General features: G+C 47.2%; 26 protein-coding genes. 25 read left to right on the top strand and 1 reads right to left on the bottom strand.

Features of this window, described 5'->3' with window-relative positions:
• Positions 1 to 104 precede the first annotated feature (104 nt).
• The 12 genes from spoIIP (at position 105) to deoC (ending at position 13,648) form a co-directional block, all read left to right on the top strand.
• Entirely contained in the window at positions 105 to 1,310 is a 1,206-nt protein-coding gene (gene spoIIP, locus LQ247_RS08625; protein ID WP_020452265.1) for a stage II sporulation protein P, read from the top strand.
• Positions 1,311 to 1,324: 14 nt separating this feature from the next.
• A complete protein-coding gene (locus LQ247_RS08620) occupies positions 1,325 to 1,648 on the top strand; it encodes a YqxA family protein (protein ID WP_023855247.1) in 324 nt (107 codons plus the stop codon).
• A 145-nt stretch (positions 1,649 to 1,793) separates the two neighbouring features.
• Positions 1,794 to 3,632: a translation elongation factor 4 gene (gene lepA / locus LQ247_RS08615; RefSeq protein ID WP_020452263.1), complete on the top strand. Its 1,839-nt coding sequence runs from the start codon at positions 1,794 to 1,796 to the stop codon at positions 3,630 to 3,632.
• A gap of 59 nt (positions 3,633 to 3,691) precedes the next feature.
• Positions 3,692 to 4,831: a radical SAM family heme chaperone HemW gene (gene hemW / locus LQ247_RS08610; RefSeq protein WP_025811134.1), complete on the top strand. Its 1,140-nt coding sequence runs from the start codon at positions 3,692 to 3,694 to the stop codon at positions 4,829 to 4,831.
• A gap of 80 nt (positions 4,832 to 4,911) precedes the next feature.
• A complete protein-coding gene (hrcA, locus tag LQ247_RS08605) occupies positions 4,912 to 5,943 on the top strand; it encodes a heat-inducible transcriptional repressor HrcA (protein WP_020452261.1) in 1,032 nt (343 codons plus the stop codon).
• Positions 5,944 to 6,022: 79 nt separating this feature from the next.
• A complete protein-coding gene (gene grpE / locus LQ247_RS08600; RefSeq protein ID WP_020452260.1) occupies positions 6,023 to 6,607 on the top strand; it encodes a nucleotide exchange factor GrpE in 585 nt (194 codons plus the stop codon).
• Positions 6,608 to 6,630: 23 nt separating this feature from the next.
• A complete protein-coding gene (gene dnaK, locus LQ247_RS08595) occupies positions 6,631 to 8,469 on the top strand; it encodes a molecular chaperone DnaK (RefSeq protein ID WP_020452259.1) in 1,839 nt (612 codons plus the stop codon).
• Positions 8,470 to 8,651: 182 nt separating this feature from the next.
• The gene (gene dnaJ / locus LQ247_RS08590) at positions 8,652 to 9,779 is read left to right on the top strand and encodes a molecular chaperone DnaJ (RefSeq protein ID WP_231005888.1); all 1,128 of its coding nucleotides are present in this window, start codon (positions 8,652 to 8,654) and stop codon (positions 9,777 to 9,779) included.
• A gap of 23 nt (positions 9,780 to 9,802) precedes the next feature.
• Complete coding sequence (gene prmA, locus LQ247_RS08585; RefSeq protein ID WP_231005886.1) at positions 9,803 to 10,738, top strand: 50S ribosomal protein L11 methyltransferase; 936 nt, start codon at positions 9,803 to 9,805, stop codon at positions 10,736 to 10,738.
• Between the two features lie 23 nt (positions 10,739 to 10,761).
• The gene (locus tag LQ247_RS08580; RefSeq protein ID WP_026579279.1) at positions 10,762 to 11,529 is read left to right on the top strand and encodes a 16S rRNA (uracil(1498)-N(3))-methyltransferase; all 768 of its coding nucleotides are present in this window, start codon (positions 10,762 to 10,764) and stop codon (positions 11,527 to 11,529) included.
• A gap of 2 nt (positions 11,530 to 11,531) precedes the next feature.
• On the top strand, positions 11,532 to 12,887 hold the full coding sequence (gene mtaB / locus LQ247_RS08575) for a tRNA (N(6)-L-threonylcarbamoyladenosine(37)-C(2))-methylthiotransferase MtaB (RefSeq protein WP_026579280.1): 1,356 nt from the start codon (positions 11,532 to 11,534) through the stop codon (positions 12,885 to 12,887).
• A gap of 89 nt (positions 12,888 to 12,976) precedes the next feature.
• Positions 12,977 to 13,648 carry a deoxyribose-phosphate aldolase gene (deoC, locus tag LQ247_RS08570; RefSeq protein WP_048350753.1) on the top strand — a complete coding sequence of 224 codons (672 nt, stop codon included), beginning with the start codon at positions 12,977 to 12,979 and terminating at the stop codon, positions 13,646 to 13,648.
• Between the two features lie 19 nt (positions 13,649 to 13,667).
• Here deoC and LQ247_RS08565 read toward each other — a convergent pair whose 3' ends face one another.
• Positions 13,668 to 14,603: a Na/Pi symporter gene (locus LQ247_RS08565; protein WP_231005884.1), complete on the bottom strand. Its 936-nt coding sequence runs from the start codon at positions 14,601 to 14,603 to the stop codon at positions 13,668 to 13,670.
• Between the two features lie 185 nt (positions 14,604 to 14,788).
• Here LQ247_RS08565 and rpsU point away from each other — a divergent pair, with 185 nt between their 5' ends.
• The 13 genes from rpsU (at position 14,789) to era (ending at position 25,370) form a co-directional block, all read left to right on the top strand.
• The gene (gene rpsU, locus LQ247_RS08560) at positions 14,789 to 14,962 is read left to right on the top strand and encodes a 30S ribosomal protein S21 (RefSeq protein WP_003183654.1); all 174 of its coding nucleotides are present in this window, start codon (positions 14,789 to 14,791) and stop codon (positions 14,960 to 14,962) included.
• A gap of 14 nt (positions 14,963 to 14,976) precedes the next feature.
• Positions 14,977 to 15,423: a GatB/YqeY domain-containing protein gene (locus LQ247_RS08555; protein ID WP_023855244.1), complete on the top strand. Its 447-nt coding sequence runs from the start codon at positions 14,977 to 14,979 to the stop codon at positions 15,421 to 15,423.
• Positions 15,424 to 15,566: 143 nt separating this feature from the next.
• Positions 15,567 to 16,886, top strand: coding sequence for an NfeD family protein (locus LQ247_RS08550; protein WP_020452250.1), 1,320 nt, complete (start codon positions 15,567 to 15,569; stop codon positions 16,884 to 16,886).
• A gap of 23 nt (positions 16,887 to 16,909) precedes the next feature.
• Complete coding sequence (gene floA, locus LQ247_RS08545; protein ID WP_020452249.1) at positions 16,910 to 17,902, top strand: flotillin-like protein FloA; 993 nt, start codon at positions 16,910 to 16,912, stop codon at positions 17,900 to 17,902.
• Positions 17,903 to 17,931: 29 nt separating this feature from the next.
• Positions 17,932 to 18,384 (top strand): hypothetical protein, encoded by a 453-nt coding sequence (locus LQ247_RS08540; protein ID WP_231005882.1) that lies wholly within the window; start codon positions 17,932 to 17,934, stop codon positions 18,382 to 18,384.
• Positions 18,385 to 18,439: 55 nt separating this feature from the next.
• The gene (gene yqfC / locus LQ247_RS08535; protein ID WP_020452247.1) at positions 18,440 to 18,721 is read left to right on the top strand and encodes a sporulation protein YqfC; all 282 of its coding nucleotides are present in this window, start codon (positions 18,440 to 18,442) and stop codon (positions 18,719 to 18,721) included.
• Positions 18,722 to 18,738: 17 nt separating this feature from the next.
• A complete protein-coding gene (yqfD, locus tag LQ247_RS08530) occupies positions 18,739 to 19,935 on the top strand; it encodes a sporulation protein YqfD (protein WP_231005880.1) in 1,197 nt (398 codons plus the stop codon).
• A complete protein-coding gene (locus LQ247_RS08525) occupies positions 19,932 to 20,891 on the top strand; it encodes a PhoH family protein (protein WP_017474322.1) in 960 nt (319 codons plus the stop codon). The genes yqfD and LQ247_RS08525 overlap by 4 nt, the downstream gene beginning before the upstream one ends.
• Positions 20,892 to 21,055: 164 nt before the next feature.
• Positions 21,056 to 23,110, top strand: coding sequence for an HD family phosphohydrolase (locus LQ247_RS08520; RefSeq protein ID WP_223254788.1), 2,055 nt, complete (start codon positions 21,056 to 21,058; stop codon positions 23,108 to 23,110).
• On the top strand, positions 23,107 to 23,583 hold the full coding sequence (gene ybeY, locus LQ247_RS08515; protein ID WP_020452244.1) for an rRNA maturation RNase YbeY: 477 nt from the start codon (positions 23,107 to 23,109) through the stop codon (positions 23,581 to 23,583). Before LQ247_RS08520 ends, ybeY begins: the two co-directional genes overlap by 4 nt.
• The gene (locus LQ247_RS08510) at positions 23,561 to 23,941 is read left to right on the top strand and encodes a diacylglycerol kinase family protein (RefSeq protein WP_145624080.1); all 381 of its coding nucleotides are present in this window, start codon (positions 23,561 to 23,563) and stop codon (positions 23,939 to 23,941) included. The genes ybeY and LQ247_RS08510 overlap by 23 nt, the downstream gene beginning before the upstream one ends.
• Before the next feature lie 132 nt (positions 23,942 to 24,073).
• The gene (locus LQ247_RS08505) at positions 24,074 to 24,484 is read left to right on the top strand and encodes a cytidine deaminase (RefSeq protein WP_020452242.1); all 411 of its coding nucleotides are present in this window, start codon (positions 24,074 to 24,076) and stop codon (positions 24,482 to 24,484) included.
• A complete protein-coding gene (gene era / locus LQ247_RS08500; protein WP_020452241.1) occupies positions 24,465 to 25,370 on the top strand; it encodes a GTPase Era in 906 nt (301 codons plus the stop codon). Before LQ247_RS08505 ends, era begins: the two co-directional genes overlap by 20 nt.
• Positions 25,371 to 25,501 lie beyond the last annotated feature (131 nt).

Raw genomic sequence — 25,501 nt, 5'->3', positions numbered from 1 at the left:
GACCAGGCCGCTTTTTTTCGTGCTTATAGCATTGCCGGAACTTGTTCTACTTCCTCTATCTTGTACATAGTCTATTTACTAGACAAGCTCTGGAGGGATTTGCGATGAGAAAAAGAGGCAGGAATCGTCAGTTTGTGCTGGCTGTAAATGGAAGAAGTGCGATTAAGACAGTATTCTTATTTATCGTCAGCCTGCTGCTCGTTTTTATTTTATCAGGCGTGCTGACATCGCTGCGTCCTGAGTTAAGGCCGTCTTCATCGTTGTACCGGGTGACCGATGAATTGGCGGGCGAGACCTTTGGGCTCATTTTGGGAATGGAAAACCACTACTTCGCATCAGAATTGCCGGAACCGAATAAACGCTTTGAACTTTCTCCGATCGTCTTGAAACTGGCGACCAGCATTAATTTAAAAGATCCGCGAAGTTTTCTCGGTCGGGAGCTTCCGGGCTTCTCTCATTTTGACTCGGAAATCCTTATTGCAGGGCAAGGGACGGATTACACGAATATGCCGTCAGAATCTCCGCCGCCGACTGAGGTTTTAAAAGAGGAGAGAGAAGCGAATCTTGCAGAGCTTGAAGGGAAACAGAAAAAGCAAACAGGGGAGGAAAAACCTCCTGAGCAATCGACGGGCGGCCGAAAAGTCGTATTTATCTACAATACGCACAATACGGAATCGTATCTCCCCTTTTTAAAAGGTGAGACGGTACCTGATCGGGCGCTTCATTCGAAAGCAAATGTTACGCTTGTCAGCGATATGCTCGCAAATGCGATGAAGTCGCAGGGTGTCGGGGCAATGGTGGATAAAACCGACTTTCAGGCGAACTTGCGGAAAAAAGGCTGGGCCTATGCCCGTTCCTATGATGAATCAAGGCCGGTCGTTAAAGAGGCGATGGCTCAAAACAAAGATTTGCAGTATTTTATCGATATTCACAGGGATTCGCAGCGGAAGAAAGCGACAACCGCAACTGTCAAAGGAAAAAGCTATGCACGTGTTGCATTTGTGCTCGGCAAGAAGAGCTCTAATTTCGAATCGAACTTAAAACTGGCAAAAGAACTGCATGAACGGCTGGAAAAAAAATATCCCGGTTTGAGCCGCGGTGTTATATCTAAGGGAGCTGCCGGGGATAATGGCATATATAATCAAGATTTAAACGAAAGATCCGTCTTAATCGAATTTGGCGGCGTAGATAATAACCGCGAAGAGCTGGAGCGGGCTGCAGAAGCGATGGCGGATGTATTCAGCGAGATGTACTGGAATGCTGAAAAAGTTGATGCAGACACCGGTGAAGACGATAAGAAAAAACAATAGGACAGGTGATGGAAGTGGCTTCTTTTATGGGGAAATGCATATTGGCTTGCTGTGTCATGTTTTTCGGCGTCCTTCTCGGCATGCAGCAGGCGAACAACGGAATGATTGAAATGAAAGGGTATCAGGACCCTGATTTAAAAGCGGCGCTCAGCATATCTGAAGGGGATGCGAAAGAGGCGTCAGTCCTCGGCCATCAAATCGATTTGGAGGAAAAACAAAAAGAGCTGGAACAGCTGGAAGCTTTCAACCTCTTTTCCTCGGCCGGCCGCGCCCTGGCCGATTCGGTCACAAACACAGCCCGTTCATTGTATGACTGGATAAAGGAAAAAACGGAATAAGTAAAAGAAAAAACGAGTCGGATGCAGGACTCGTTTTTTCTTTTTCGGGTTTAGAAAGCATATGTGACTTAGCATTGAATCTTCACAACCCTATTGATATAATCTAAGCTAGCGCATATTGCGTTTCATAGTAGGAGTGATTAGTGTGACAGATAAAGAAAAACGATTACAAAGGCAGTCGAGAATCCGAAATTTCTCTATTATCGCCCATATCGATCACGGCAAGTCAACGCTTGCGGATCGAATCCTTGAAAAGACGGCGGCAATCACTCAAAGGGAAATGAAAGAACAGCTCCTCGACTCGATGGATTTGGAACGTGAAAGAGGAATCACCATTAAACTGAACTCCGTACAGCTGAAATATCAGGCAAAGGACGGAGAGGAATATATTTTTCATCTGATCGATACCCCGGGACACGTCGATTTTACGTATGAGGTTTCGAGAAGCCTTGCCGCATGCGAAGGCGCGATTCTCGTCGTCGACGCCGCACAGGGAATCGAGGCGCAAACGCTGGCAAACGTTTACCTTGCGCTTGATAACGACCTTGAAATCCTGCCGGTCATTAATAAAATCGACCTTCCGAGCGCAGAACCCGAACGCGTCCGCCAGGAAGTCGAGGATGTCATCGGTCTTGACGCTTCAGAAGCCGTCCTTGCTTCAGCAAAAGCAGGCATCGGAATTGAAGAAATATTGGAGCAGATCGTTGAAAAGGTTCCCGCACCAAGCGGAGATCCGGAAGCGCCGCTTCAAGCGTTGATCTTTGACTCTCTGTATGATGCATACCGCGGGGTCGTCGCCTATATCAGAGTCGTCCAAGGTACCGTAAAAGCCGGTCAAAAAATCAAGATGATGGCGACCGGAAAAGAATTTGAAGTCACTGAAGTCGGCGTTTTCACACCGAAGGCCGTTCCGGTTGACGAACTGACTGTCGGTGACGTCGGATTCCTGACGGCCGCAATCAAAAACGTCGGAGACACTCGTGTAGGGGATACGATTACAAGTGCGGAAAACCCAGCGCCCGAAGCCCTGCCAGGCTACAGAAAACTGAATCCGATGGTCTATTGCGGTCTGTATCCGATTGATACAGCGAAATACAACGACTTGCGGGAAGCGCTTGAAAAACTTGAGCTGAACGATTCAGCCCTTCAGTATGAGGCGGAAACGTCCCAGGCTCTCGGATTCGGCTTCCGCTGTGGTTTCCTGGGGATGCTCCACATGGAAATTATTCAGGAGCGGATTGAACGCGAATTCAACATCGATTTGATTACGACGGCTCCGAGCGTTATCTATGACGTGTACATGACAGACGGAGAAAAAATCGTTGTCGATAACCCGTCAAATATGCCTGATCCGCAGAAGATCGACCGGGTGGAAGAACCGTTCGTCAAAGCGACGATGATGGTGCCGAACGACTTTGTCGGAGCGGTCATGGAACTGTGCCAGGGCAAGCGCGGCCAGTTTATCGATATGCAGTACCTTGATGCGAACCGCGTCAGCATTGTCTACGAAATTCCGCTTGCGGAAATCGTCTACGAGTTTTTCGATCAGCTTAAATCAAATACGAAAGGCTATGCGTCATTTGATTACGAACTCATCGGATATAAACCGTCCAAGCTCGTGAAAATGGATATTATGCTGAACGGCGAAAAAATCGATGCCCTTTCCTTTATCGTTCACCGCGATTATGCGTATGAACGGGGAAAAGTTATTGTCGAAAAGCTGAAGGAACTCATTCCGCGCCAGCAGTTTGAAGTGCCTGTCCAGGCAGCCATCGGCACAAAAATTGTCGCCCGTTCAACCATCAAAGCCATGCGCAAAAACGTTTTGGCGAAGTGCTACGGCGGGGATATTTCCAGAAAACGCAAACTGCTCGAAAAGCAAAAGGAAGGAAAGCGAAGAATGAAACAGGTCGGCTCTGTCGAAGTTCCGCAGGAAGCCTTTATGGCAGTCCTGAAAATGGACGACAGCAGCCCGAAATCATAATCATGAGCTGCCGCAGCGTAACACACTGCGGCTTCTTCCTGTAAAAGAAGGTGAAAACAATGAAAGCAGCATATATCCATATTCCGTTTTGCGAGCACATTTGCCATTATTGCGACTTCAACAAGTTTTTTATTCAATCTCAGCCTGTTGATGAATATTTGCGTTCTTTAGAGAAGGAAATGGCCAATTCAATGGAAGCGGCCGGACATCCGGAGCTGAAAACGATCTTTATCGGGGGAGGAACGCCGACATCGCTGTCGGAAGCGCAGCTTGAGCGGCTTCTTGATTCCATTCATCGCGTTTTGAAACCGTCCGAAAGCCTTGCCGAATTTGCAGTGGAAGCCAATCCCGACGATTTATCGGCTGAAAAGCTGGAGGTTTTAAAAGCCGCCGGTGTAGACAGGCTGAGCTTTGGCGTACAGACGTTTGAAGACGAGCTGCTAAAAAAAATCGGCAGAGTCCACGAGCAAAAAGACGTACTCGTTTCCTTTGAAAGAGCGCGAAACGCGGGGTTCGATAATATCAGCCTTGACCTGATGTTCGGTCTGCCAGGACAAACCATCGGCCACTTCGCTTCATCGCTCGATACGGCGCTTGCCCTCGGGGCTGAACATTATTCGGTCTATTCGCTGATCGTCGAACCGAAAACCGTTTTTTATAACTTGATGAAAAAGGGCCGGCTTCACCTGCCTCCGCAGGATCAGGAAGCAGAAATGTACGAACTGGTGATGCGGAAAATGGAAGAAGCGGGCATCGGCCAATACGAAATCAGCAACTACGCCAAAAAAGGATATGAGAGCAAACATAACCTCACATATTGGAACAATGAGGAGTATTTCGGTTTGGGCGCGGGCGCGCACGGCTATATCAATGGTGAAAGAACGGTAAATGCCGGCCCTGTTAAACATTATATCGACCTGATTGAGCAGTCAGGTTTTCCTTATAAAGAAAAACACAGGGTTACAAAAAATGAACAGATTGAAGAAGAAATGTTTCTCGGTCTTCGAAAAACCGCGGGAGTAGACAAAGAACACTTTTTCCAAAAATACGGAAGAACTGTTGACGATCTCTTCCCGAAAGTGCTCCGTTCGCTGGAAGAAACAGGGCTGATTGTGAACACGAGCAACAACGTATTTTTAACACATAATGGAAAACTGTTAGGGAATGAAGTGTTTCAAGCATTCCTGGGTGAGTTATAATTGACATTTTGATTTTGGTTTGGTAATTTTGATATACAATTAGCACTCAGTTGTGTCGAGTGCTAACAGGGGTGATATGGATGTTAACAAATCGTCAGCTGTTAATCTTACAGGTTATCGTCAACGATTTCATTCGTTCAGCTCAGCCGGTAGGATCAAGAACGCTTTCCAAAAAGGAAGATATCACATTCAGCTCAGCAACGATCAGAAACGAAATGGCTGACTTGGAAGAGCTCGGTTTTATTGAAAAAACCCACTCATCTTCAGGCCGGATTCCTTCTGAAAAAGGCTATCGCTATTATGTCGATCATCTGCTTTCACCCGGAAAGCTGTCAAAAACGGACTTGAACATTATTCATTCGGTTTTCAAAGAAAAAATCTTTGAACTCGAAAAAGCGGTGCAGAAGTCGGCTCAAGTGCTGTCTGATCTGACAAATTATACATCGATTGTCCTCGGTCCGAGACTGAGCGAAAATCATCTCAAACAGATCCAGATTGTGCCGATTCAGCCTAAGAAGGCCGTTGCCATTCTAGTAACGAATACCGGCCATGTCGAGAATAAAACGATCAACTTTCCGGCGGAGGTCAATCTTTCCGATCTCGAAAAGCTGGTGAATATATTAAATGAACGCCTTAGAGGCGTGCCGATCTCAGAGCTGAAAGACAGGATTTTCAAAGAGGTCGTCATCTTCTTAAAGTCGCATATCCAAAATTACGATACGATTTTACACGGGCTCGGCGCAACGCTGGATTCATCTGTTCAAACCGACCGGCTGTTTTTCGGCGGCAAGATTAATATGCTGAATCAGCCCGAATTTCACGATATTGACAGAGTGAAATCGCTATTGTCGCTCATTGAGAAAGAACAGGAGCTTCTCCGGCTCTTTCAGTCGACTGAGTCCGGAATTACCATTAAAATCGGCAAGGAAAACGACTATGAAGAAATGGAAAACTGCAGCCTGATTACCGCGACATACACGGTCGGTTCAAAACAGATCGGCTCCATCGCGGTCATCGGGCCGACGCGCATGGACTACTCCCGCGTCGTCGGTTTGCTTCAGCACGTATCATCTGACTTGTCAAAAGCGTTGACAAGTTTGTATGATGGGTAAGGCAGTACCTGAAAACAAAACAGAAGGGAGAAATCCCTTCTTTATCATGAAACTCATCCTTTAAGGGAGGTGAACACAGATGGCAGAAGAAAAACAAACTGAAGAGCTAAACGAACAAGAGGAACTGAACGAGACAGAAGCGGAGACAGCCGAAGCCGAACAAACGGCTGCTGAAGCTGATGCCCCGGCAGAAGACACGCAAACAGAAATGCTTGAAAAACAACTAAAAGAACTTCAAGAACGTCTTGAAGAAAAAGAAAATAAACTTTTACGTGTTCAGGCGGACTTTGAAAACTACAAACGACGCGCACGCCTTGACCTTGAGGCTGCTGAAAAGTACCGTTCCCAGCGCATCATCAGCGATTTGCTGCCGGCGCTTGACAACTTTGAACGCGCGCTACAGATCGATCCTGACAACGAGCAGACGAAAAGCCTGCTTCAAGGGATGGAAATGGTGCACCGTCAAATTTTGGAGGCTCTTAAAAATGAAGGAGTTGAACAGATTCCTTCAGTCGGAGAGCAATTTGACCCGAACATGCACCAGGCTGTTATGCAGGTCGAGGATGAAGCGTACGAATCAAACGCAGTCGTTGAGGAACTGCAAAAAGGCTATAAACTTAAGGACCGGGTGATCCGTCCTTCTATGGTAAAAGTCAACCAATAACTACATAGCAGGAGGTAAAAATCATGAGCAAAGTAATCGGAATCGACTTGGGAACAACGAACTCATGCGTTGCAGTGCTTGAAGGCGGAGAGCCGAAAGTCATCCCAAATCCAGAAGGAGCCCGCACGACTCCTTCGGTTGTTGCATTTAAAAACGGAGAGCGCCAGGTGGGTGAAGTGGCGAAACGCCAGTCCATCACGAATCCGAACACGATCATGTCGGTCAAGCGCCACATGGGCACGGACTATACAGTTGAAATCGAAGGCAAAAAGTACACGCCGCAAGAAGTGTCTGCCATCATCCTTCAGCATTTGAAATCATATGCTGAAAGCTATTTAGGCGAAACTGTATCTAAAGCCGTAATCACAGTTCCTGCATACTTCAATGATGCAGAACGTCAAGCGACAAAGGATGCCGGTAAAATCGCCGGACTTGAAGTTGAGCGGATCATCAACGAGCCGACTGCAGCTGCGCTTGCATACGGTCTGGATAAGACGGAAGAAGATCAGACGATCCTCGTCTACGACCTTGGCGGCGGTACATTCGACGTTTCCATCCTTGAATTGGGAGACGGCGTATTCGAAGTTCGTTCTACAGCGGGTGACAACCGCCTTGGAGGAGACGACTTTGACCAAGTGATCATCGATCATCTCGTCTCAGAATTCAAGAAAGAAAACGGCATTGATCTTTCTAAAGATAAAATGGCGCTTCAGCGCTTAAAAGATGCGGCTGAGAAAGCGAAAAAAGACCTTTCCGGCGTATCTTCTACGCAAATTTCGCTGCCGTTTATCACAGCCGGTGACGCAGGTCCGCTGCACCTTGAATTGACACTGACCCGCGCGAAGTTTGAAGAGCTGTCTTCACACTTGGTAGAGCGCACAATGGGTCCAGTCCGCCAGGCTCTTCAAGATGCGGGGCTTTCTGCAAGCGAAATCGACAAAGTAATTCTTGTCGGCGGATCAACACGTATTCCTGCCGTTCAGGAAGCGATCAAAAAAGAAACTGGAAAAGAAGCGCATAAAGGCGTCAACCCTGACGAAGTCGTAGCCCTTGGTGCAGCCATTCAAGGCGGCGTCATCACAGGCGATGTCAAAGATGTTGTCCTTCTGGACGTAACTCCGCTGTCACTTGGTATCGAAACAATGGGCGGCGTGTTCACGAAGCTGATTGACCGCAACACGACAATCCCGACAAGCAAGTCCCAAGTGTTCTCAACAGCGGCTGACAACCAAACAGCGGTTGACATCCACGTGCTCCAAGGTGAGCGCCCGATGGCTGCCGACAACAAAACGCTCGGACGCTTCCAGCTTACAGATATTCCGCCGGCTCCTCGCGGCGTACCGCAAATCGAAGTGTCATTTGACATCGATAAGAACGGTATCGTCAACGTCAGCGCGAAAGATCTGGGTACCGGCAAAGAGCAAAACATCACGATCAAATCTTCTTCAGGTCTTTCTGACGAGGAGATCGAACGCATGGTGAAAGAAGCTGAAGAAAACGCCGAAGCGGATGAGAAGAAAAAAGAAGAAATCGAGCTTCGCAACGAAGCGGATCAGCTTGTCTTCACAACTGAAAAAACGCTGAAAGATCTTGAAGGCAAAGCCGATGAAGCGCAAGTGAAAAAAGCGAATGATGCAAAAGACGCGTTAAAAGCTGCGATCGAGAAAAATGACCTTGATGAAATCAAGGCGAAAAAAGATGAGCTGCAAGCGATCGTCCAAGAGCTTTCAATGAAGCTTTACGAAGAAGCTGCAAAACAGGCTCAGGCTCAGCAAGACGGCGGCGCCGGCGCTAAAAAAGCCGACGACAATGTCGTTGACGCTGAATATGAAGAAGTAAACGACGACAAAGAACAAAAATAATTGAAATAAAATGTGCTGTGCTTACCCCGGTTTGCACAGCACATGACCTTACAGGCGATGAAAGTCAAAGTCAGGATCTCTTGACTTTGACTTTTTTCTTCCTAAAGGACAAAAGGAATTGAAAAAACATAATTTGAAATGATACAATCTAATTTATGTGAGAAAATCGGGAGTGTGAAGAGATGAGTAAGCGTGATTACTATGAGGTGCTTGGGGTAGGTAAGAGCGCTTCTAAAGATGAGATTAAAAAAGCTTACCGCAAGCTTTCTAAAAAATATCACCCGGACATCAACAAAGAAGCCGGAGCGGATGAAAAATTCAAAGAAGTCAAAGAAGCCTATGAAACACTTTCTGATGACCAAAAACGGGCCCATTACGACCAGTTTGGCCACACCGATCCAAATCAGGGATTCGGCGGCGGAGGTTTCGGCGGCGGCGACTTCGGCGGCTTTGGGTTTGACGATATTTTCTCAAGCATTTTCGGAGGCGGCGCAAGGCGGAGAGACCCGAATGCCCCGAGGCAGGGCGCCGATCTGCAGTATACGATGACACTGTCATTTGAAGAAGCGGCCTTCGGAAAAGAGACGACGATCGAAATTCCGCGTGAAGAAACATGTGAAACATGCAGCGGCTCAGGCGCGAAACCGGGAACAAAGCCGGAAACATGTTCACACTGCGGCGGCTCTGGCCAGCTGAACATGGAGCAGTCGACTCCGTTCGGAAAAGTTGTCAACAGAAGAGTATGTCATCACTGTAATGGAACGGGTAAGCAAATTAAGCACAAATGTTCAACTTGCGGCGGTACAGGAAAAGTGAAAAAACGCAAGAAAATCAATGTCACCATCCCGGCGGGTGTGGATGACGGCCAGCAGCTTCGAGTATCCGGACAGGGTGAACCGGGGATCAACGGCGGTCCGTCAGGTGACTTATTCGTCGTTTTCCGCGTCCAAGAACACGAATTTTTCGAGCGCGATGGCGACGATATTTACTGCGAAATGCCGCTGACATTTGCACAGGCTGCGCTCGGGGACGAAATCGAAGTGCCTACTCTTCACGGTAAAGTAAAATTAAAAGTGCCGGCGGGCACGCAGACAGGCACCAAGTTCCGTTTAAAAGGAAAAGGCGTTGCCAACGTACGCGGGTACGGTCAAGGCGATCAGCACATCGTCGTCCGCGTCGTGACACCGACGAATTTAACAGAAAACCAGAAAAATATTCTCCGCGAATTTGCAGAAGTGAGCGGAAATATGCCGGATGAACAGGAAATGAGTTTTTTCGATAAAGTAAAGCGCGCCTTTAAAGGCGATTAATGATTGGATGAGGAGTTGGTAGTATGAAATGGTCCGAAATCTGCATTCACACGACACATGAAGCGGTTGAGCCCATCTCGAATATTTTGCATGAAGCTGGTGCGAGTGGAGTCGTAATTGAAGATCCGCTTGATTTAATTAAAGAGCGTGAGAATGTATACGGAGAAATCTACCAGCTCGACCCCAATGATTACCCTGATGAAGGAGTCATCATTAAAGCGTATCTCCCGATCAACAGCTTTTTGGGAGAGACCGTAGAAGGAATCAAGGAAACCATCAATAATCTGCTGCTGTATGATATTGACCTCGGACGGAACAAAATCACCATCAGCGAGGTTAACGAAGAAGAATGGGCGACAGCATGGAAAAAATATTATCATCCCGTAAAAATTTCCGAGAAGTTTACGATTGTTCCGACATGGGAAGAGTACACACCGGTTCATACGGATGAGCTCATCATCGAGATGGACCCGGGAATGGCGTTCGGAACAGGCACACACCCGACAACCGTACTTTGCATACAGGCGCTCGAAAGGTATGTGAAAGAAGGGGATTCGGTCGTGGATGTCGGAACGGGAACAGGCATTTTGAGCATTGCATCAGCCATGCTTCGCGCCAAACAGGTTGAAGGATATGATCTCGATCCTGTAGCCGTGGAAAGCGCCCGCTTGAACTCCAAGCTCAATAAAGTCAGCGATCATATCGAGATCAAGCAAAATAATCTGCTTGACGGCGTCGAAGGGAAAAAAGACGTCATCGTCGCCAACATCCTGGCCGAGGTCATCTTGCGCTTTACGGATCAGGCATACAGCCTGTTGAAAGACGGCGGTTATTTCATTACTTCGGGAATCATTCAGCAGAAAAAACAGGAAGTCAAAGATGCACTGGTGAAAGAAGGCTTTACGATAGTCGAGGTTCTTTCAATGGAGGACTGGGTCAGCATCATCGCTGAAAAATAATCGTTAGTAGGTGTGACAAGCGTATGCAACGATATTTTATCGAACAATCAAAACAAGAGGTCACGGCCGCACCTGTGTTCTCGATCAAAGGCGAAGACGTTCATCACATTGCGACCGTGATGAGGATGTCTCCCGGAGACGAGGTCATTTGCTGTGCAAAAGACGGCCATGAAGCGAAATGCCGGATCGAGTCCGTCACAAAAGAAGAGGTTTTATTGAGCGTAATCGAATGGACGGGGAAAACACGCGAACTGCCCGTCCAGATCCATATTGCAAACGGCCTTCCAAAAGGAGATAAGCTGGAATGGATCATTCAAAAAGGGACAGAGCTCGGTGCAAGCTCGTTTATTCCTTTTCAGGCATCACGCTCCGTTGTTAAACTTGATGAAAAAAAGGCAAAGAAAAAGCGGGAGAGGTGGGCGAAAATCGCCAAGGAAGCCGCAGAACAGTCCCACAGAAACACGATTCCCGATGTGGCGCCGGTTCACACGTTTCAACGTTTGCTTGAGAGCCTTGAGGACTTCGATAAATGTGTCGTTGCATACGAAGAGTCATCAAAGCAAGGCGAGACGAGCCGGTTTCAATCCGTGCTCAAAAGCCTGCCGGAAGGATCATCCGTGCTCATGGTGTTTGGTCCTGAAGGCGGATTTTCAGAAGATGAAATTGAGGCGCTTAAAGAAAAAGGAGCCCTCGCCTGCGGGCTCGGTCCGCGGATCTTAAGGGCGGAAACAGCTCCGCTGTACGCGTTGGCTGCAGTTTCTTATCATACAGAGTTATTAAGAGGTGAATAACAATGGCAACCGTTGCATTTCATACACTTGGCTGCAAGGTCAACCATTATGAAACAGAAGCAATTTGGCAGCTTTTCAAAGAAGCCGGCTACGAAAGAAAAGAATTCGAAAGTTCGGCGGACGTATACGTCATTAATACATGCACCGTCACAAATACAGGTGATAAAAAAAGCCGCCAGGTGATCAGACGGGCGATCCGCCAAAATCCTGACGCCGTCATTTGTGTGACAGGGTGCTACGCCCAGACTTCCCCGGCGGAAATCATGGCGATCCCGGGCGTTGATATCGTCGTCGGTACGCAGGACCGCGAAAAAATGCTCGGCTATATTCAGCAGTACCAGGAAGAAAGACAGCCGATTAACGGCGTCAGCAATATTATGAAAGCAAGAGTGTTTGAGGAGCTTGATGTTCCTGCATTTACCGACAGAACACGTGCTTCATTGAAAATTCAAGAAGGCTGCAACAATTTCTGCACATTCTGCATCATTCCGTGGGCGCGCGGCCTGCTTCGTTCCCGCGACCCTGAGGAAGTCATCCGCCAGGCGCAGCAGCTCGTTGATGCCGGCTATAAAGAAATCGTTTTAACCGGTATTCACACCGGCGGTTATGGAGAAGATATGAAAGACTACAACTTTGCACAGCTGTTGAAAGAACTGGACAGCCGTGTGAAAGGTCTGAAACGAATCCGTATCTCTTCAATCGAAGCGAGCCAAATTACAGACGAAGTGATCGAAGTGCTTGACCGCTCAGACAAGATCGTCAGACACCTTCACATTCCGCTTCAATCCGGCTCAAACAGCGTTTTAAAACGGATGAGAAGAAAGTATACGATGGAGTTTTTCGCTGACAGGCTGACGAAACTCAAAAAAGCTCTTCCGGGGCTCGCAGTCACTTCTGATGTGATCGTCGGCTTCCCGGGGGAAACGGAAGAAGAATTCATGGAGACGTACAACTTTATTAAAGAACACAAGTTTTCCGAGCTCCACGTCTTCCCGTACAGCAAACGGACCGGAACTCCAGCAGCACGCATGGACGGCCAGGTTGACGAGAACGTGAAAAACGAAAGAGTTCACAAACTGATCGCTCTTTCAGATCAGCTTGCGAAAGAATACGCATCAGATTATGAAGGCGATGTTCTGGAAATCATTCCGGAAGAGCCGTTCACGGAAACGGGCGAAGACAATCTGCTTGTCGGCTACACGGACAACTATATGAAGGTCGTTTTCGAAGGTTCCGAAGACCTGATCGGCCAGCTTGTTAAAGTGAAGATCTTAAAAGCCGGCTATCCGTACAATAAAGGCCAGTTCGTCCGCGTCGCCGAAGACGACGTCCATGAAAACATCCGCTTATCGTCATAAATGATCAATTTAGCCGGTTCACGAAAAAGGTGTTCCGGCTTTTTTTGCGAATATCATAAAAGACAACCACTTGAAAAGGAGTCGGGACGATGACAAAACAAATTGCGCGAATGATCGATCACACGCTATTGAAGCCTGATGCTGTCACATCCGAAATCGAAGCGCTTTGCAAAGAAGCACGTGTATACGGTTTTGCTTCCGTTTGCGTCAACCCTTGCTGGGTAAAGCTGTGCGCCGAGCTTCTTAAAGATTCAGAAGTGAAAGTGTGCACGGTTATCGGCTTTCCTTTAGGTGCGGCGTCTCCGGAAACAAAAGCCTTTGAAACCAAGCAGGCGATTGCAGACGGGGCCGGTGAAGTTGATATGGTGATCAACATCGGTGCATTAAAAGACTGCGATACCGGAACCGTGGAGCATGACATCAGAGCGGTGACAGACGCGGCAGACGGCAAAGCTCTCGTAAAAGTCATCATAGAGACCTCACTGTTGACGGATGAAGAAAAAAGGCACGCTTGTGAACTGGCCGTCAAAGCAGGCGCCGACTTTGTCAAAACATCGACCGGTTTTTCCGGCGGCGGTGCGACAGTTCAGGATATAAAACTGATGCGGGAAGCTGTCGGACCTGATATCGGCGTTAAAGCTTCAGGTGGCGTCCGCGATAAGGAAAGCGCCCTTGCCATGGTTGAAGCCGGAGCGACGAGAATCGGAGCAAGCGCGGGCGTGTCGATAGTCAAAGGCATAACAGCGGATGAAGACTACTAATCCAACAAAAACCAGGCGTTTACCGGGCCTGGTTTTTGTTTGGAATGAGAAACATGATCAGCGAATGAAACAGATTTGAGAGCGGCAGAAACAATAGGGACGTGACGACGTTGAAGAGCAGGCTGAAATGGGCAATCTGCTGAGCGGGGCTTTCAGACAGTCCGGAGATAAAGCCTGTTATTGATGAGAGCAGGGGGTATACAGCTGCTACACCGATAACATTAAACAGAACATGGGCATAAGCCGTTTGCCTGGCTGCAGCTCCGCCTTTGAAGGACGCCATCACGGCTGTGATGCATGTCCCGATATTGGAGCCGAGAACAACGCTCATCGCTTCGGTCAAACCGACGACACCTTGATCCATAAAGCTCATCAGGATGCCGACACACGCCGAACTGGAATGAATCATCGCGGTCAACACCGTGCCGATGATTAAGGCGTAAAGCGGTGAATTTTCAGCAAGCTGCACAATATAAGCGCCTGAGTCTAGCTGTGACAACGGCACGGCAAGCCGGCTGAAGCCGCTGATACAGAAAAAAATAACACCCAAGCCGATCATGCTTACGCCCACTTGCCGAAAAGGGGATTTTCGGGCCATGAAAAGAACCGCACCTGCGGCAAAGAGGGCAAAAATCAAAAATTCCAGCTTCACCGCCAAAAATTCCGTTGTGAAGGTGGACCCGATGTTTGTTCCCAAAATGAGCGGAATCGAACGTTTAAATGAAAGGGCGCCTACCGAGACAAAGCCAATGACGATCACCATAAATGCCGAGCTGCTTTGCAAAACCCCCGTAAATACAATGCTGACCAAAAAGGCTTTCACCGGATGATCCGTGAAAAACAGCAGCCGCTTTTCGATTTTTTCAAATGTCAGTGAAATCAAGCCTTTTCTCAGCATGCTCATGCCTTTGAGAAAAAGAACGATCAATAATATGAATAAGATCAAGATTATCATCAGTTTTTCGAACAGCCTCCTTTATAAATATATACAGACAAGCTGCCGAAATCATGACTGAACAATAAAACGATTCTCCTTGGTTGACCTTACCGGAGGCTTATATTATAATGTCAAAGTACATGTTTATATGTATGTCTTTTTTTAAAGCAGTCGATTGGTGTATTCGGAGGGAGGGAAAGAGAATGTCAAAAACGGTCGTTAGAAAAAACGAATCGCTTGAAGATGCTCTTCGTCGCTTCAAACGCAGTGTATCAAAGACAGGTACTTTGCAGGAAGCAAGAAAGCGTGAATTTTATGAAAAACCTAGCGTAAGACGCAAGAAAAAGTCTGAAGCTGCAAGAAAGCGCAAATACTAAAAGAGGGTGGATTTATGAGTCTTCTTGAGCGGCTGAATCAAGATATGAAGCTCTATATGAAAAACCGTGAGAAAGACAAACTGACTGTCATTCGCATGGTCAAAGCTTCGCTTCAAAACGAAGCAATCAAGCTTAAGAAAGACAGGCTGACCGATGATGAAGAACTGACTGTTCTTTCTCGTGAATTAAAACAGCGTAAAGACTCCCTCCATGAATTTTCAAACGCTAATCGTTCAGATTTAGTAGATAAAGTTCAAAAAGAGTTAGACATTCTGGAAGCTTATATGCCTGAACAGCTGACGGAAGAAGAGCTGCTCGGCATCGTCAATGAGACGATCGCCGAAGTCGGCGCCTCTTCAAAAGCGGATATGGGCAAAGTGATGAGCGCTATCATGCCGAAAGTCAAAGGCAAGGCGGACGGCGGTCTCGTCAATAAGCTTGTCAGCAAACAACTGTCTTAAGAAAAAGACGCCTTTAAGCAATTAAAGGCGTCTTTTTTTGTGCGTGTTCATACAATAGAAAAGTAGTAGAAAGATGAAACCTTTGCTACATTTATAACGTATGTAATGTTAATGATAATAGGGGAAGGAGGTCTCAGACATCGTTGCTGCTGAAAAAATTTAGAATTTTTGTTGCTCTGGCCAGCGGTTTTGTTTTATTCTTATTACTAGGCGTTCATTTGACCGTGAAAGCGGATGGAGATACAGTGTATGTCATTCCGATCGAAGAAACGGTTGAAAAAGGGCTTTCAAAATTTCTTGAGCGTTCTTTTCAAGAAGCGGAAGATATGAATGCCAAACATATCATACTCGATATCAATACCCCCGGCGGAGCGGTCGATGCAGTCCTTGACATGGCTGATACGATACATAACTCCGACATTCCGGTGACCGCTTATGTGAATAGAAGGGCTCTGTCCGCAGGCGCTTACCTCGCCTTGAATGCAGACGATATTTATATGGCGCCCGGCGGGAAAATGGGAGCTGCCGCGATCATTGACACGCAGGGAAATGCCGCTGATAAAAAGTCGGAATCTCTGTGGCTCGCTGAAATGGAAGACGCAGCCAAAAAAAACGGACGTGATCCGAAATACGCTCTCGCGATGGCCGATGCGGATGTCGATGCTAAAGAAGTTGGGGCGCCGAAGGGCGAGCTGCTCACATTAAGCCCTGACAAAGCGCTGGAAGTCGGCTATTCCGAAGGCACAGTTTCGAGCCTTGATGATCTTTTGAAAAAGCTGAACTTGAAGGATGCCAAAATCGAGCGTTCCGAGGTGAGCTTCGCCGAAAAGGTGGCCCGGTTCATCACGCATCCGGTCGTGATTCCGATTCTCCTTTCAATCGGAAGTCTCGGGCTGATTGTCGAGCTTTATTCGCCTGGTTTTGGGATCCCCGGCTTTATGGGACTCTCCGCGCTGCTGCTCTTTTTCTACGGTCATCTCGTCGCCGGGCTTGCCGGAATGGAAACGATCCTTCTGTTTGCAGCAGGCATTATTTTAATCATTTTAGAGATTTTTTTGCCGGGCGGAATAGCAGGGATTGCCGGCCTGATCGCGATTGTTGCGAGCCTCTTTTTAGCATCGGGAAGCTTTAAGGTCATGGCCGTATCCATTTTGATTGCAACTGCTGTTTCTATAGCGGCATCCATTCTATTAACAAGGGTGTTGGGGAAGCGTATGAAATTTTTTAAAAAATTGATCTTAACTGACTCGACAAGCACGGAAAGCGGATATGTATCAAATGAAAGCCGGCGCGATTTAATTGGTAAAACCGGCGTCACGTTTACACCGCTCAGACCGTCCGGAACGGTCATTATCGGCGATGAACGGCTTGATGTCGTATCTGAAGGCTCGTTCACCGCGAAGGACAAGAAAGTGAAAGTAGTTAAAGTGGAAGGCTCACGCATTGTTGTGAGAGAATTATAAATTATATTATTAGGAGGAATATTATGGATCCGTCAACACTGTTTCTTTTGCTTATTATAGCAGCCGGAATCATCTTACTAGCTGTCTTCTTTACATTCGTCCCGGTCATGCTGTGGATCTCGGCTTTGGCCGCTGGTGTTAAAATCAGCATTTTCACACTGATCGGAATGAGGCTCCGCCGCGTCATTCCAAACCGCGTGGTGAACCCGCTGATCAAAGCGCATAAAGCGGGACTTGATGTTACTATCAATCAGCTTGAAAGCCACTATCTTGCAGGGGGTAATGTTGACCGGGTTGTCAACGCGCTTATCGCTGCCCAGCGTGCAAACATTGAACTCACATTCGCCAGATGTGCGGCCATCGATTTAGCGGGCCGTGACGTGCTTGAAGCCGTTCAAATGAGCGTTAATCCGAAAGTCATCGAAACGCCGTTTATTGCCGGTGTAGCAATGGATGGTATCGAAGTGAAAGCAAAAGCGAGAATCACGGTTCGCGCAAACATCGACCGCCTTGTCGGGGGAGCGGGAGAAGAAACAATCATTGCCCGTGTCGGCGAAGGGATCGTTTCGACAATCGGTTCCTCCGATAATCATAAAAAAGTGCTTGAGAACCCGGATATGATTTCACAAACCGTCTTGAGCAAAGGATTGGATTCAGGCACAGCGTTTGAAATTCTATCGATCGATATTGCTGACGTTGACATCGGCAAAAACATCGGAGCGATTCTGCAGACCGACCAGGCTGAAGCCGATAAAAACATCGCCCAGGCGAAAGCGGAAGAACGCCGAGCCATGGCGGTTGCGCAAGAACAGGAAATGCGCGCCCGCGTCGAAGAAATGCGTGCTAAAGTCGTCGAGGCAGAAGCCGAAGTGCCGCTTGCGATGTCTGAAGCTCTCCGCAGCGGAAAGATCGGAGTCATGGACTACCTCAATATGAAAAACATCGACGCCGACACAGACATGCGCGATTCTTTCGGAAAGATGACGAAAGACCAAAATGAAGAGGATCATAAATAAACAAGCCCCTGTAAAAAGGAGGGAGCTCATTGCTTGATATCCTGTTCGACAATCCGATTATCATGGCGGCCATCATCGCAGCCATCTCCTTCATATTCAACAAGCTCGGAAAAAATGATGAAAATGAAGAAACCAAGCGAAAACCGGTGCCTGAACGGACGAAAACGCAGACGACGCCGAAGCAGACGGCACAGCGCCGGCCGGCAGAAAACAAAAAACAACGGCCTGCAGCAGCAGCGGCTGCTGCAAAAAGCGAAGATATGGCCGCAGAACTCCGCAGAATACAAGCGGATGCCGAGCGGTCCATGCCGGCCGTTGAACGGGCCATTAAAAAGCAGAGCAGCCGGGTGATCAACCGGAAACAAGAGCTGCTCGATATGAATAAAAACACGATTGTCCAAGGCGTTGTACTTAGCGAAGTATTCGGCCCTCCGCGGTCGAGAAAGCCGCATTACACAATGAGGCGCCGGCCTAAAATTTAAGTATTAGAACCCCCATATCACTCATACATATGAGATGAAAGGGGGTTCTTTTTTTATGGCGCAAAGAAAAAACCGCATCAAAGCGTGGCTGACAAGAACATTGGAAATTCCCCCTGATGTCATGATGGATCTTCCGAGGATCACGATGATAGGAAGACTTCACATATATATTGAAAACCACAGAGGGCTTTTGCTTTTCAGCGATACGGAAGTAAGGCTGATGCTCAAACAGGGGCAGTGCATCATTCAAGGCAAAAATTTTGTCATCAAAACGATTTTGCCTGAGGAAATTCTACTTGAAGGCACGATTGAGCTCGTACGCTATATCGATTCATAAGTCGGGGGGAAAGAATCGTGAAGAATAAATGGCTTTCTTTTTTTTCAGGAAAGATCCAGCTTGAGATAACGGGAAAGGGGATCGAGCGATTATTAAATGAATGCACCAGGCGCAGCATCCCGATGTTTAATGTTAAGAAAAAGAAAGACGCTGTCTTTCTTTATATTCCGCTTTCTGATGTACATGCCTTCCGGAGGGTCATAAGAGATTTTGACTGCAAGTGCCGCTTCGTCAGACGAAAAGGTTTCCCTTTCCTTGTGCAGAAGTCTAAACGGAATAGCGGCTTCACTATTGGAATTGCTGCTTTTTTTATCATCATGTTTTTATTGTCCAATATGCTCTGGAAAATTGACATAACAGGAGCCAATCCGGAGACAGAACATCAAATCAGACAGCACTTGAATCAAATCGGCGTCAAAAAAGGGCGCCTTCAGTTTACGATGCTGACCCCGGAAAAAATTCAGCAGGCGCTTACAAAGCGCGTCGAAAACATCACCTGGGTGGGCATTGAATTAAACGGCACGGCCCTTCACATGAAAGTGGTTGAAAAAAATGAACCTGACAAAGAAAAATATATTGGTCCGAGGCACATCGTCGCCAAAAAAGGGGCGACCATCTCGAAAATGTTCGTGGAAAAAGGCGAGCCGCTCGTCACCGTAAACCAGCACGTTGAAAAAAGGCAAATGCTTGTTTCCGGACTGATCGGGAGCGAAGAGGAAAAGCAAAAAGTCGGAGCCAAAGGGAAAATCTACGGTGAAACCTGGTACAAGTCAAAGGTAACGGTTCCTCTTGAGACATCATTTGACGTTTTTACGGGTAAAGTAAGGACAAGTCACAAGCTATCCTTCGGTTCTTTTTCTGTGCCTGTCTGGGGCTTTTCTTTTAAAAAAGAAGAGTTCTCGCGTCCGAAGACAGAAACCGAAAAACACTCGCTGCATTTTATGAATTTTACGCTTCCTGTCGCATATGAAAAGGAACATACGAGAGAGAGCGAACAAATCAAAAGGGTGTACTCGAAAAAAGAAGCGGTCCTTGAAGGGATCGAAATGGGAAAAAGAGACATCAGGAAAAAAATCGGCAGCGACGGGAACATTATCAGTGAAAAAGTTTTGCACGAAACGAGTGAGAATGGTAAAGTTAAATTGATCATCCTTTACCAGGTTATTGAAGACATTGTTCAAACAACACCAATTGTTCAGGAGACTAAAGAATGACAGAACACTTACTTGCGATTCATCAGCAACTGGAAAGTCCGAACGAGGCTCAAGCGCTGTTTGGGAACCAGGATTCCCATTTGAAGTTAATGGAGGAAGAGCTGAACATTTCGATTGTCACGCGCGGTGAAACCGTCTATGTGACCGGAGACGAAGAAACGTTTGAAATCGTGGACAGCCTGCTTGCATCCCTCTTGAATCTCATCCGCAAAGGAATCGAGATATCAGAACGCGATGTCTTGTATGCGATCAAGATGGCGAAAAAGCAGAAGCTTGAGTTTTTTGAAAGCATGTATGAAGAGGAAATTACGAAAAACGCCAAAGGAAAACCGATCAGAGTCAAAACTATCGGTCAAAGAGAATATATCGCCGCCATGAAAAGGCACGACTTAATCTTCGGCATCGGCCCTGCAGGAACGGGGAAAACCTATTTGGCTGTCGTAAAGGCCGTTCATGAACTGAAAAACGGACGCATCAAAAAAATCATTTTGACAAGACCAGCTGTTGAAGCAGGGGAAAGCCTCGGGTTTTTGCCGGGGGATTTAAAGGAGAAAGTCGACCCTTATTTAAGACCGCTATATGACGCGCTCCATGACGTGCTCGGAACGGACCATACGGCACGGCTGCTTGAAAGAGGAACGATCGAAATCGCGCCGCTTGCTTACATGAGGGGGCGGACGCTCGACGACGCATTTGTGATTTTGGATGAAGCGCAGAATACGACACCGGCACAAATGAAAATGTTTTTGACGAGATTGGGTTTTGGTTCTAAAATGGTCATTACAGGCGACATTACGCAAATCGATTTGCCGAAGGGCGTCACATCGGGGCTTGCTGTTGCAAAAAAGATGCTCCTTGATATCGAAGGCATTTCAATTGTTGAACTGGATCAGACGGACGTGGTCAGACACCCGCTTGTCGCCCGTATTATTGAAGCATACGAAAAGTCAAAATAATTCCGAATGGCCCGATCGCCCGTTATCGGGTCATTTTTTAGTTTCCCGCGGGAAAAGAGGTGCTTTTGTTGAAAAAGAAAAAAAGAGACGGAAAGTTTCGGCCCATCCGCTTGGAAAACGGCCGCTTCCTCCCCGTCATTCTTTATGCGGCTTTATCCGCGCTAATGTTCATCCTGCTGTTTTTCCATGTGAGGCCCGAGTCCCTCGACCTCGATTTATTTTCGATCAGCGAGAATACGATCTATGCGCCGGCAACAGTCGAAGATCAAAAGGCAACGGCTAATAAAAAGCAGGAAGCGAGAGAGGAAGTTCCCGACCAGTACACCTTGAAAAAAGAGTACTCTGACAACAGGGTCGACCTTGTCTCATCAATTTTCGACATCATTAAAGAAGTGAAAAAAGAAAGCGCAGAACAAGAGAAAAAAGACAAGCAGGCCCCATCTGAAAAAGACCAGATCAAATCTGTCGAAGAAAAGCTGACTTCAGATGTGACGGACTCGCTGTCGCAGGATTCAGTCAAACACCTGCTGAAGGCCAGCGACGGAGAACTTTCCATGACACAGGATTCGGTCATCACCGCCGTCAATGACGTGATGAGCAAAGAAATCCGCGCCGGCAAGCTTGATGAAGCGAAAGAGCATGTAACGAAAGAGCTGAAGGGTAATTCAATACCTTCAAAATTAAAAAACGCCGCCGATGAAATCGGACGCTTTGCAATCATTCCCAACTATGTATACGATCCTGACAAGACGGAGCAGAAGCGTCAGGAAGCGGCAGACAGCGTGCAGCAGGTGCAGATCAAGCAGGGGCAGATACTTGTTGAGGAAAATCAGCTGATCGACAGGGAAGTCTATCGAAAGCTTGAACTGACAGGACTTTTAAGCGGAGCCAACATCTTCAAGCCTGTCGGCGGACTGCTGCTTTTAATCGCGCTTTTCATCTCAGCTTTGGTTTACTATTTCGAAAAGCAGTACAGCAGCCGGATTCCGAAAAATAAGTCGCTCATGCTGTTTTCATTGATTACAGCGATCGTTTTAATCGTCATGGAAGTGATCAGCCTGTTTCAGCAGCTTGAAATCGGCCATATCGGCTATCTCGTGCCGATTGCGATGGGCGTGATGCTCATTAAACTGCTGATCAATGAAAGGCTGGCGATCCTGTCGAGCATGATCCTTTCCATTTGCGGAAGCATGATGTTTAACCAGGGTGTGACAGGCACGTTTAACTATGGAATCGGAACGTATTTCTTGATCAGCTCGATGGCGGGTATACTATTTTTAGGGAAGCATAATGCGAGGGCGAAAATCCTCCAGGCCGGCTTGTTTGTCTCCCTGATCAACATCGTCGTCCTGTTTACCCTGCAGCTGATTCAAAACACGGCGCAAACCGGACTTGAGATGGGTACATACCTTGTTATGGGAGCGGTGTCCGGCATCGGATCGTCAGTTCTTGTTCTCGGGCTCATGCCGTTTTTTGAAAGCGGCTTTGGGATTCTGTCCACGATGAAGCTTCTCGAGCTTTCAAACCCGAATCATCCGCTGCTCCGCAAAATTCTGACGGAAACACCCGGCACATACCATCACAGCGTTATGGTCGCGAACTTATCGGAGGCGGCATGTGAAGCTGTCGGAGCAAACGGGCTTTTGGCAAGAGTCGGAGCCTATTACCATGATATCGGCAAGACAAAGCGGCCCCAATACTTTATAGAAAACCAAATGAATATTGATAATCCGCATGACAAGCTTTCTCCGCAGCTGAGCAAAAACATCATCATTGCCCATGCGACAGACGGCGCCGATATGCTGAGGGATCATAAAATGCCGAAGGAGCTTGTCGACATCGCCGAACAGCATCACGGCACATCGCTGCTCAAGTTTTTTTACTATAAGGCGAAAGAAAAAGGCGATCAGACGACTGAAGAAGAGTTCCGCTATCCTGGCCCTAAGCCCCAGACAAAAGAGGCGGCGATCATCTCGGTGGCCGACAGTGTCGAAGCAGCCGTCCGCTCAATGCATAACCCGAATCCCGAAAGGATTGAAAAGCTGGTGCGCGGGATCATATCAGATAAGCTGCAGGACGGGCAGTTTGACGAATGCGATTTGACTTTAAAAGAGCTCAATATTATCGCGAAGACGCTCTGCGAAACGCTGAAAGGCATTTTTCATTCCCGGATCGAATATCCGGAAGCTAATCCTAAACAGAAGGTGAAACATACATGAGTTTAATTCTAGATATCACAGACGAGACCGGACGGGTCCCTGAAGACCAGCTTGCTGAAATTGAGAAAATTCTTCAATTCGCAGCGGCAGAGGAAGGCGTCGCAGACGGCGCCGAAGTTTCGGTTACGATCGTCAACAATGAAGAGATCCAAAAAATCAACAAAGAGTACAGAGGCAAAGATTATCCGACTGATGTCATTTCATTTGCCCTTGAAGAAGACGGCGAAGGAGAGATTGAAATTATCGGCGCTGACATGCCGCCCGTTCTCGGAGATATCATCATCAGCGCTGATAAAGCACGGGAACAGGCCGAAGAATACGGGCATTCACTGATGAGGGAGCTGGGTTTTCTGACGGTTCACGGCTTCTTGCACCTCCTCGGCTATGACCATATGACAGAAGAAGAGGAAAAAGAGATGTTCACTAAGCAAAAGGACATTTTGAATCGATATGGGCTCTCAAGATCCTCATAAACAAAATGAATGGCGCCGTCTGAAATGGAGTTTTTCAAACGCCTTTACAGGAATAGTCAAGACGTTCATGTCGGAGCGCAATTTTAGAATTCATTCCGGGGCCGCCATCCTTGTGATCGTCTGCGGCTTTTTCTTCAGGCTGACTCTGATCGAATGGTCCATCATCTTGATCCTGATCGGCGGAATGCTTGCCTTGGAGCTGATGAATACGGCTGTGGAGCATACGATCGATCTTTTCACAAAAGAGAACCACCCGCTTGCAAAGGCGGCAAAGGACGCGGCGGCCGGGGCGGTTTGCGTGTTTGCGGCCGTTTCGTGTATGATTGGGTTACTCATCTTTTTGTCAAAATTGTTTTGATGCCGTGCCTTTCATTGTGCGCAATTCTTACAAAAATTTTACATTTGTGATTTGGGCGTGAAAAAGAAGCCATTTTTATGTAAAATAAAAGTGTTAGCGGTACCATAACCGCTATAGGAAGGAATACACACATTGACTAAACAAGAATTGATTGCAGAAGCTTTAAAAGCAAGGGAATTTGCATATGTTCCGTATTCGAAATTCAAAGTCGGCGCTGCCCTTTTGACTGAGGACGGCAAGGTGTACAAAGGCTGCAACATTGAAAATGCTGCATACAGCCTGTGCAACTGCGCCGAGCGGACAGCGTTGTTCAAGGCTTACTCGGAAGGGGAAAAATCGTTTAAGATGCTTGCCGTCGCTGCGGATACGCCGGGTCCGGTGTCGCCGTGCGGAGCGTGCAGACAGGTGATTTCTGAACTTTGTTCACCAAACATGCCTGTCATCTTAACCAATCTGAATGGCCAAATCAAAGAAATGACGGTTCAAGAATTACTGCCAGGAGCATTTTCATCGGAGGACTTACATGACACAGGAAAGCTTTAAATCAGGATTTGTCTCCATTATCGGACGACCAAACGTAGGAAAATCTACATTTTTGAATCGCGTGATCGGCCAAAAAATCGCCATCATGAGCGACAAACCGCAAACAACAAGAAACAAAGTGCAAGGTGTGCTGACAACCGATACATCCCAGACGATTTTTATCGATACGCCGGGCATTCATAAACCGAAGCATAAATTGGGCGATTTTATGATGAAGGTGGCGCAGAACACTTTAAAGGAAGTCGACTTGATCTTGTTTATGATCAATGCGGAGGAAGGCTACGGAAAAGGCGACGAATTTATCATCGAGCGCTTAAAAGGAGTCAAGACGCCGGTATTTTTGATCGTCAACAAAATCGACCGGATTCATCCGGATGAGCTTCTTGTGCTTATCGATGAGTACAGAACCAGGTATCCGTTTCAGGAAGTCGTTCCGATCTCCGCCCTTGAGGGAAATAATATCGATACGCTTTTAAAGCAAATTGAAGATTATTTGCCGGAAGGTCCGCAGTTTTACCCGAGTGACCAGGTGACCGATCATCCGGAGCGATTTATCATTTCTGAGCTGATTCGGGAAAAAGTGCTGCATCTGACAAGGGAAGAGATCCCTCACAGCATTGCGGTCTCGATCGAGTCCATTCAAGAACGGGAAAACGGTTCTGTGTATGTGAGCGCGACCATCGTCGTCGAACGCGATTCACAAAAAGGGATCGTCATCGGAAAAAGAGGCAGCCTGCTTAAAGAAATCGGCAAGCGGGCAAGAACTGATATCGAGGCGCTGCTCGGATCATCGGTGTTTTTAGAGCTGTGGGTTAAAGTGCAGAAAGACTGGCGCAACAAGATGTCTCAGCTTCGTGATTTTGGATTTAGAGAAGACGAGTATTAACGAACAGAGCTTGACCGCGGTTTAGTCGTGACAAAATCTCTCGAAATCAAAGATATATTAGAAAAAATTGTTTAACATGAAATGGAGGATACAAGGTCAAGATAATCTTAAGAATTTGGATGTTTAAAAAG

The organism is Bacillus sp. BS3(2021), assembly GCF_021043345.1.
Taxonomy (GTDB): domain Bacteria; phylum Bacillota; class Bacilli; order Bacillales; family Bacillaceae; genus Bacillus; species Bacillus paralicheniformis.
This window is presented reverse-complemented; position numbering and strand designations above follow the sequence as displayed.

What these genes read in the sequence shown, in the direction of transcription:
- spoIIP (WP_020452265.1), top strand. Translation starts at nt 105, where the DNA reads ATGAGAAAAAGAGGCAGGAATCGTCAGTTTGTGCTGGCTGTAAATGGA.
- hemW (WP_025811134.1), top strand. Translation starts at nt 3,692, where the DNA reads ATGAAAGCAGCATATATCCATATTCCGTTTTGCGAGCACATTTGCCAT.
- hrcA (WP_020452261.1), top strand. Translation starts at nt 4,912, where the DNA reads ATGTTAACAAATCGTCAGCTGTTAATCTTACAGGTTATCGTCAACGAT.
- grpE (WP_020452260.1), top strand. Translation starts at nt 6,023, where the DNA reads ATGGCAGAAGAAAAACAAACTGAAGAGCTAAACGAACAAGAGGAACTG.
- dnaK (WP_020452259.1), top strand. Translation starts at nt 6,631, where the DNA reads ATGAGCAAAGTAATCGGAATCGACTTGGGAACAACGAACTCATGCGTT.
- dnaJ (WP_231005888.1), top strand. Translation starts at nt 8,652, where the DNA reads ATGAGTAAGCGTGATTACTATGAGGTGCTTGGGGTAGGTAAGAGCGCT.
- prmA (WP_231005886.1), top strand. Translation starts at nt 9,803, where the DNA reads ATGAAATGGTCCGAAATCTGCATTCACACGACACATGAAGCGGTTGAG.
- LQ247_RS08580 (WP_026579279.1), top strand. Translation starts at nt 10,762, where the DNA reads ATGCAACGATATTTTATCGAACAATCAAAACAAGAGGTCACGGCCGCA.
- mtaB (WP_026579280.1), top strand. Translation starts at nt 11,532, where the DNA reads ATGGCAACCGTTGCATTTCATACACTTGGCTGCAAGGTCAACCATTAT.
- deoC (WP_048350753.1), top strand. Translation starts at nt 12,977, where the DNA reads ATGACAAAACAAATTGCGCGAATGATCGATCACACGCTATTGAAGCCT.
- LQ247_RS08565 (WP_231005884.1), bottom strand. Translation starts at nt 14,603, where the DNA reads ATGATAATCTTGATCTTATTCATATTATTGATCGTTCTTTTTCTCAAA.
- rpsU (WP_003183654.1), top strand. Translation starts at nt 14,789, where the DNA reads ATGTCAAAAACGGTCGTTAGAAAAAACGAATCGCTTGAAGATGCTCTT.
- LQ247_RS08555 (WP_023855244.1), top strand. Translation starts at nt 14,977, where the DNA reads ATGAGTCTTCTTGAGCGGCTGAATCAAGATATGAAGCTCTATATGAAA.
- floA (WP_020452249.1), top strand. Translation starts at nt 16,910, where the DNA reads ATGGATCCGTCAACACTGTTTCTTTTGCTTATTATAGCAGCCGGAATC.
- yqfC (WP_020452247.1), top strand. Translation starts at nt 18,440, where the DNA reads ATGGCGCAAAGAAAAAACCGCATCAAAGCGTGGCTGACAAGAACATTG.
- LQ247_RS08525 (WP_017474322.1), top strand. Translation starts at nt 19,932, where the DNA reads ATGACAGAACACTTACTTGCGATTCATCAGCAACTGGAAAGTCCGAAC.
- LQ247_RS08520 (WP_223254788.1), top strand. Translation starts at nt 21,056, where the DNA reads ATGTTCATCCTGCTGTTTTTCCATGTGAGGCCCGAGTCCCTCGACCTC.
- ybeY (WP_020452244.1), top strand. Translation starts at nt 23,107, where the DNA reads ATGAGTTTAATTCTAGATATCACAGACGAGACCGGACGGGTCCCTGAA.
- LQ247_RS08510 (WP_145624080.1), top strand. Translation starts at nt 23,561, where the DNA reads ATGGGCTCTCAAGATCCTCATAAACAAAATGAATGGCGCCGTCTGAAA.
- era (WP_020452241.1), top strand. Translation starts at nt 24,465, where the DNA reads ATGACACAGGAAAGCTTTAAATCAGGATTTGTCTCCATTATCGGACGA.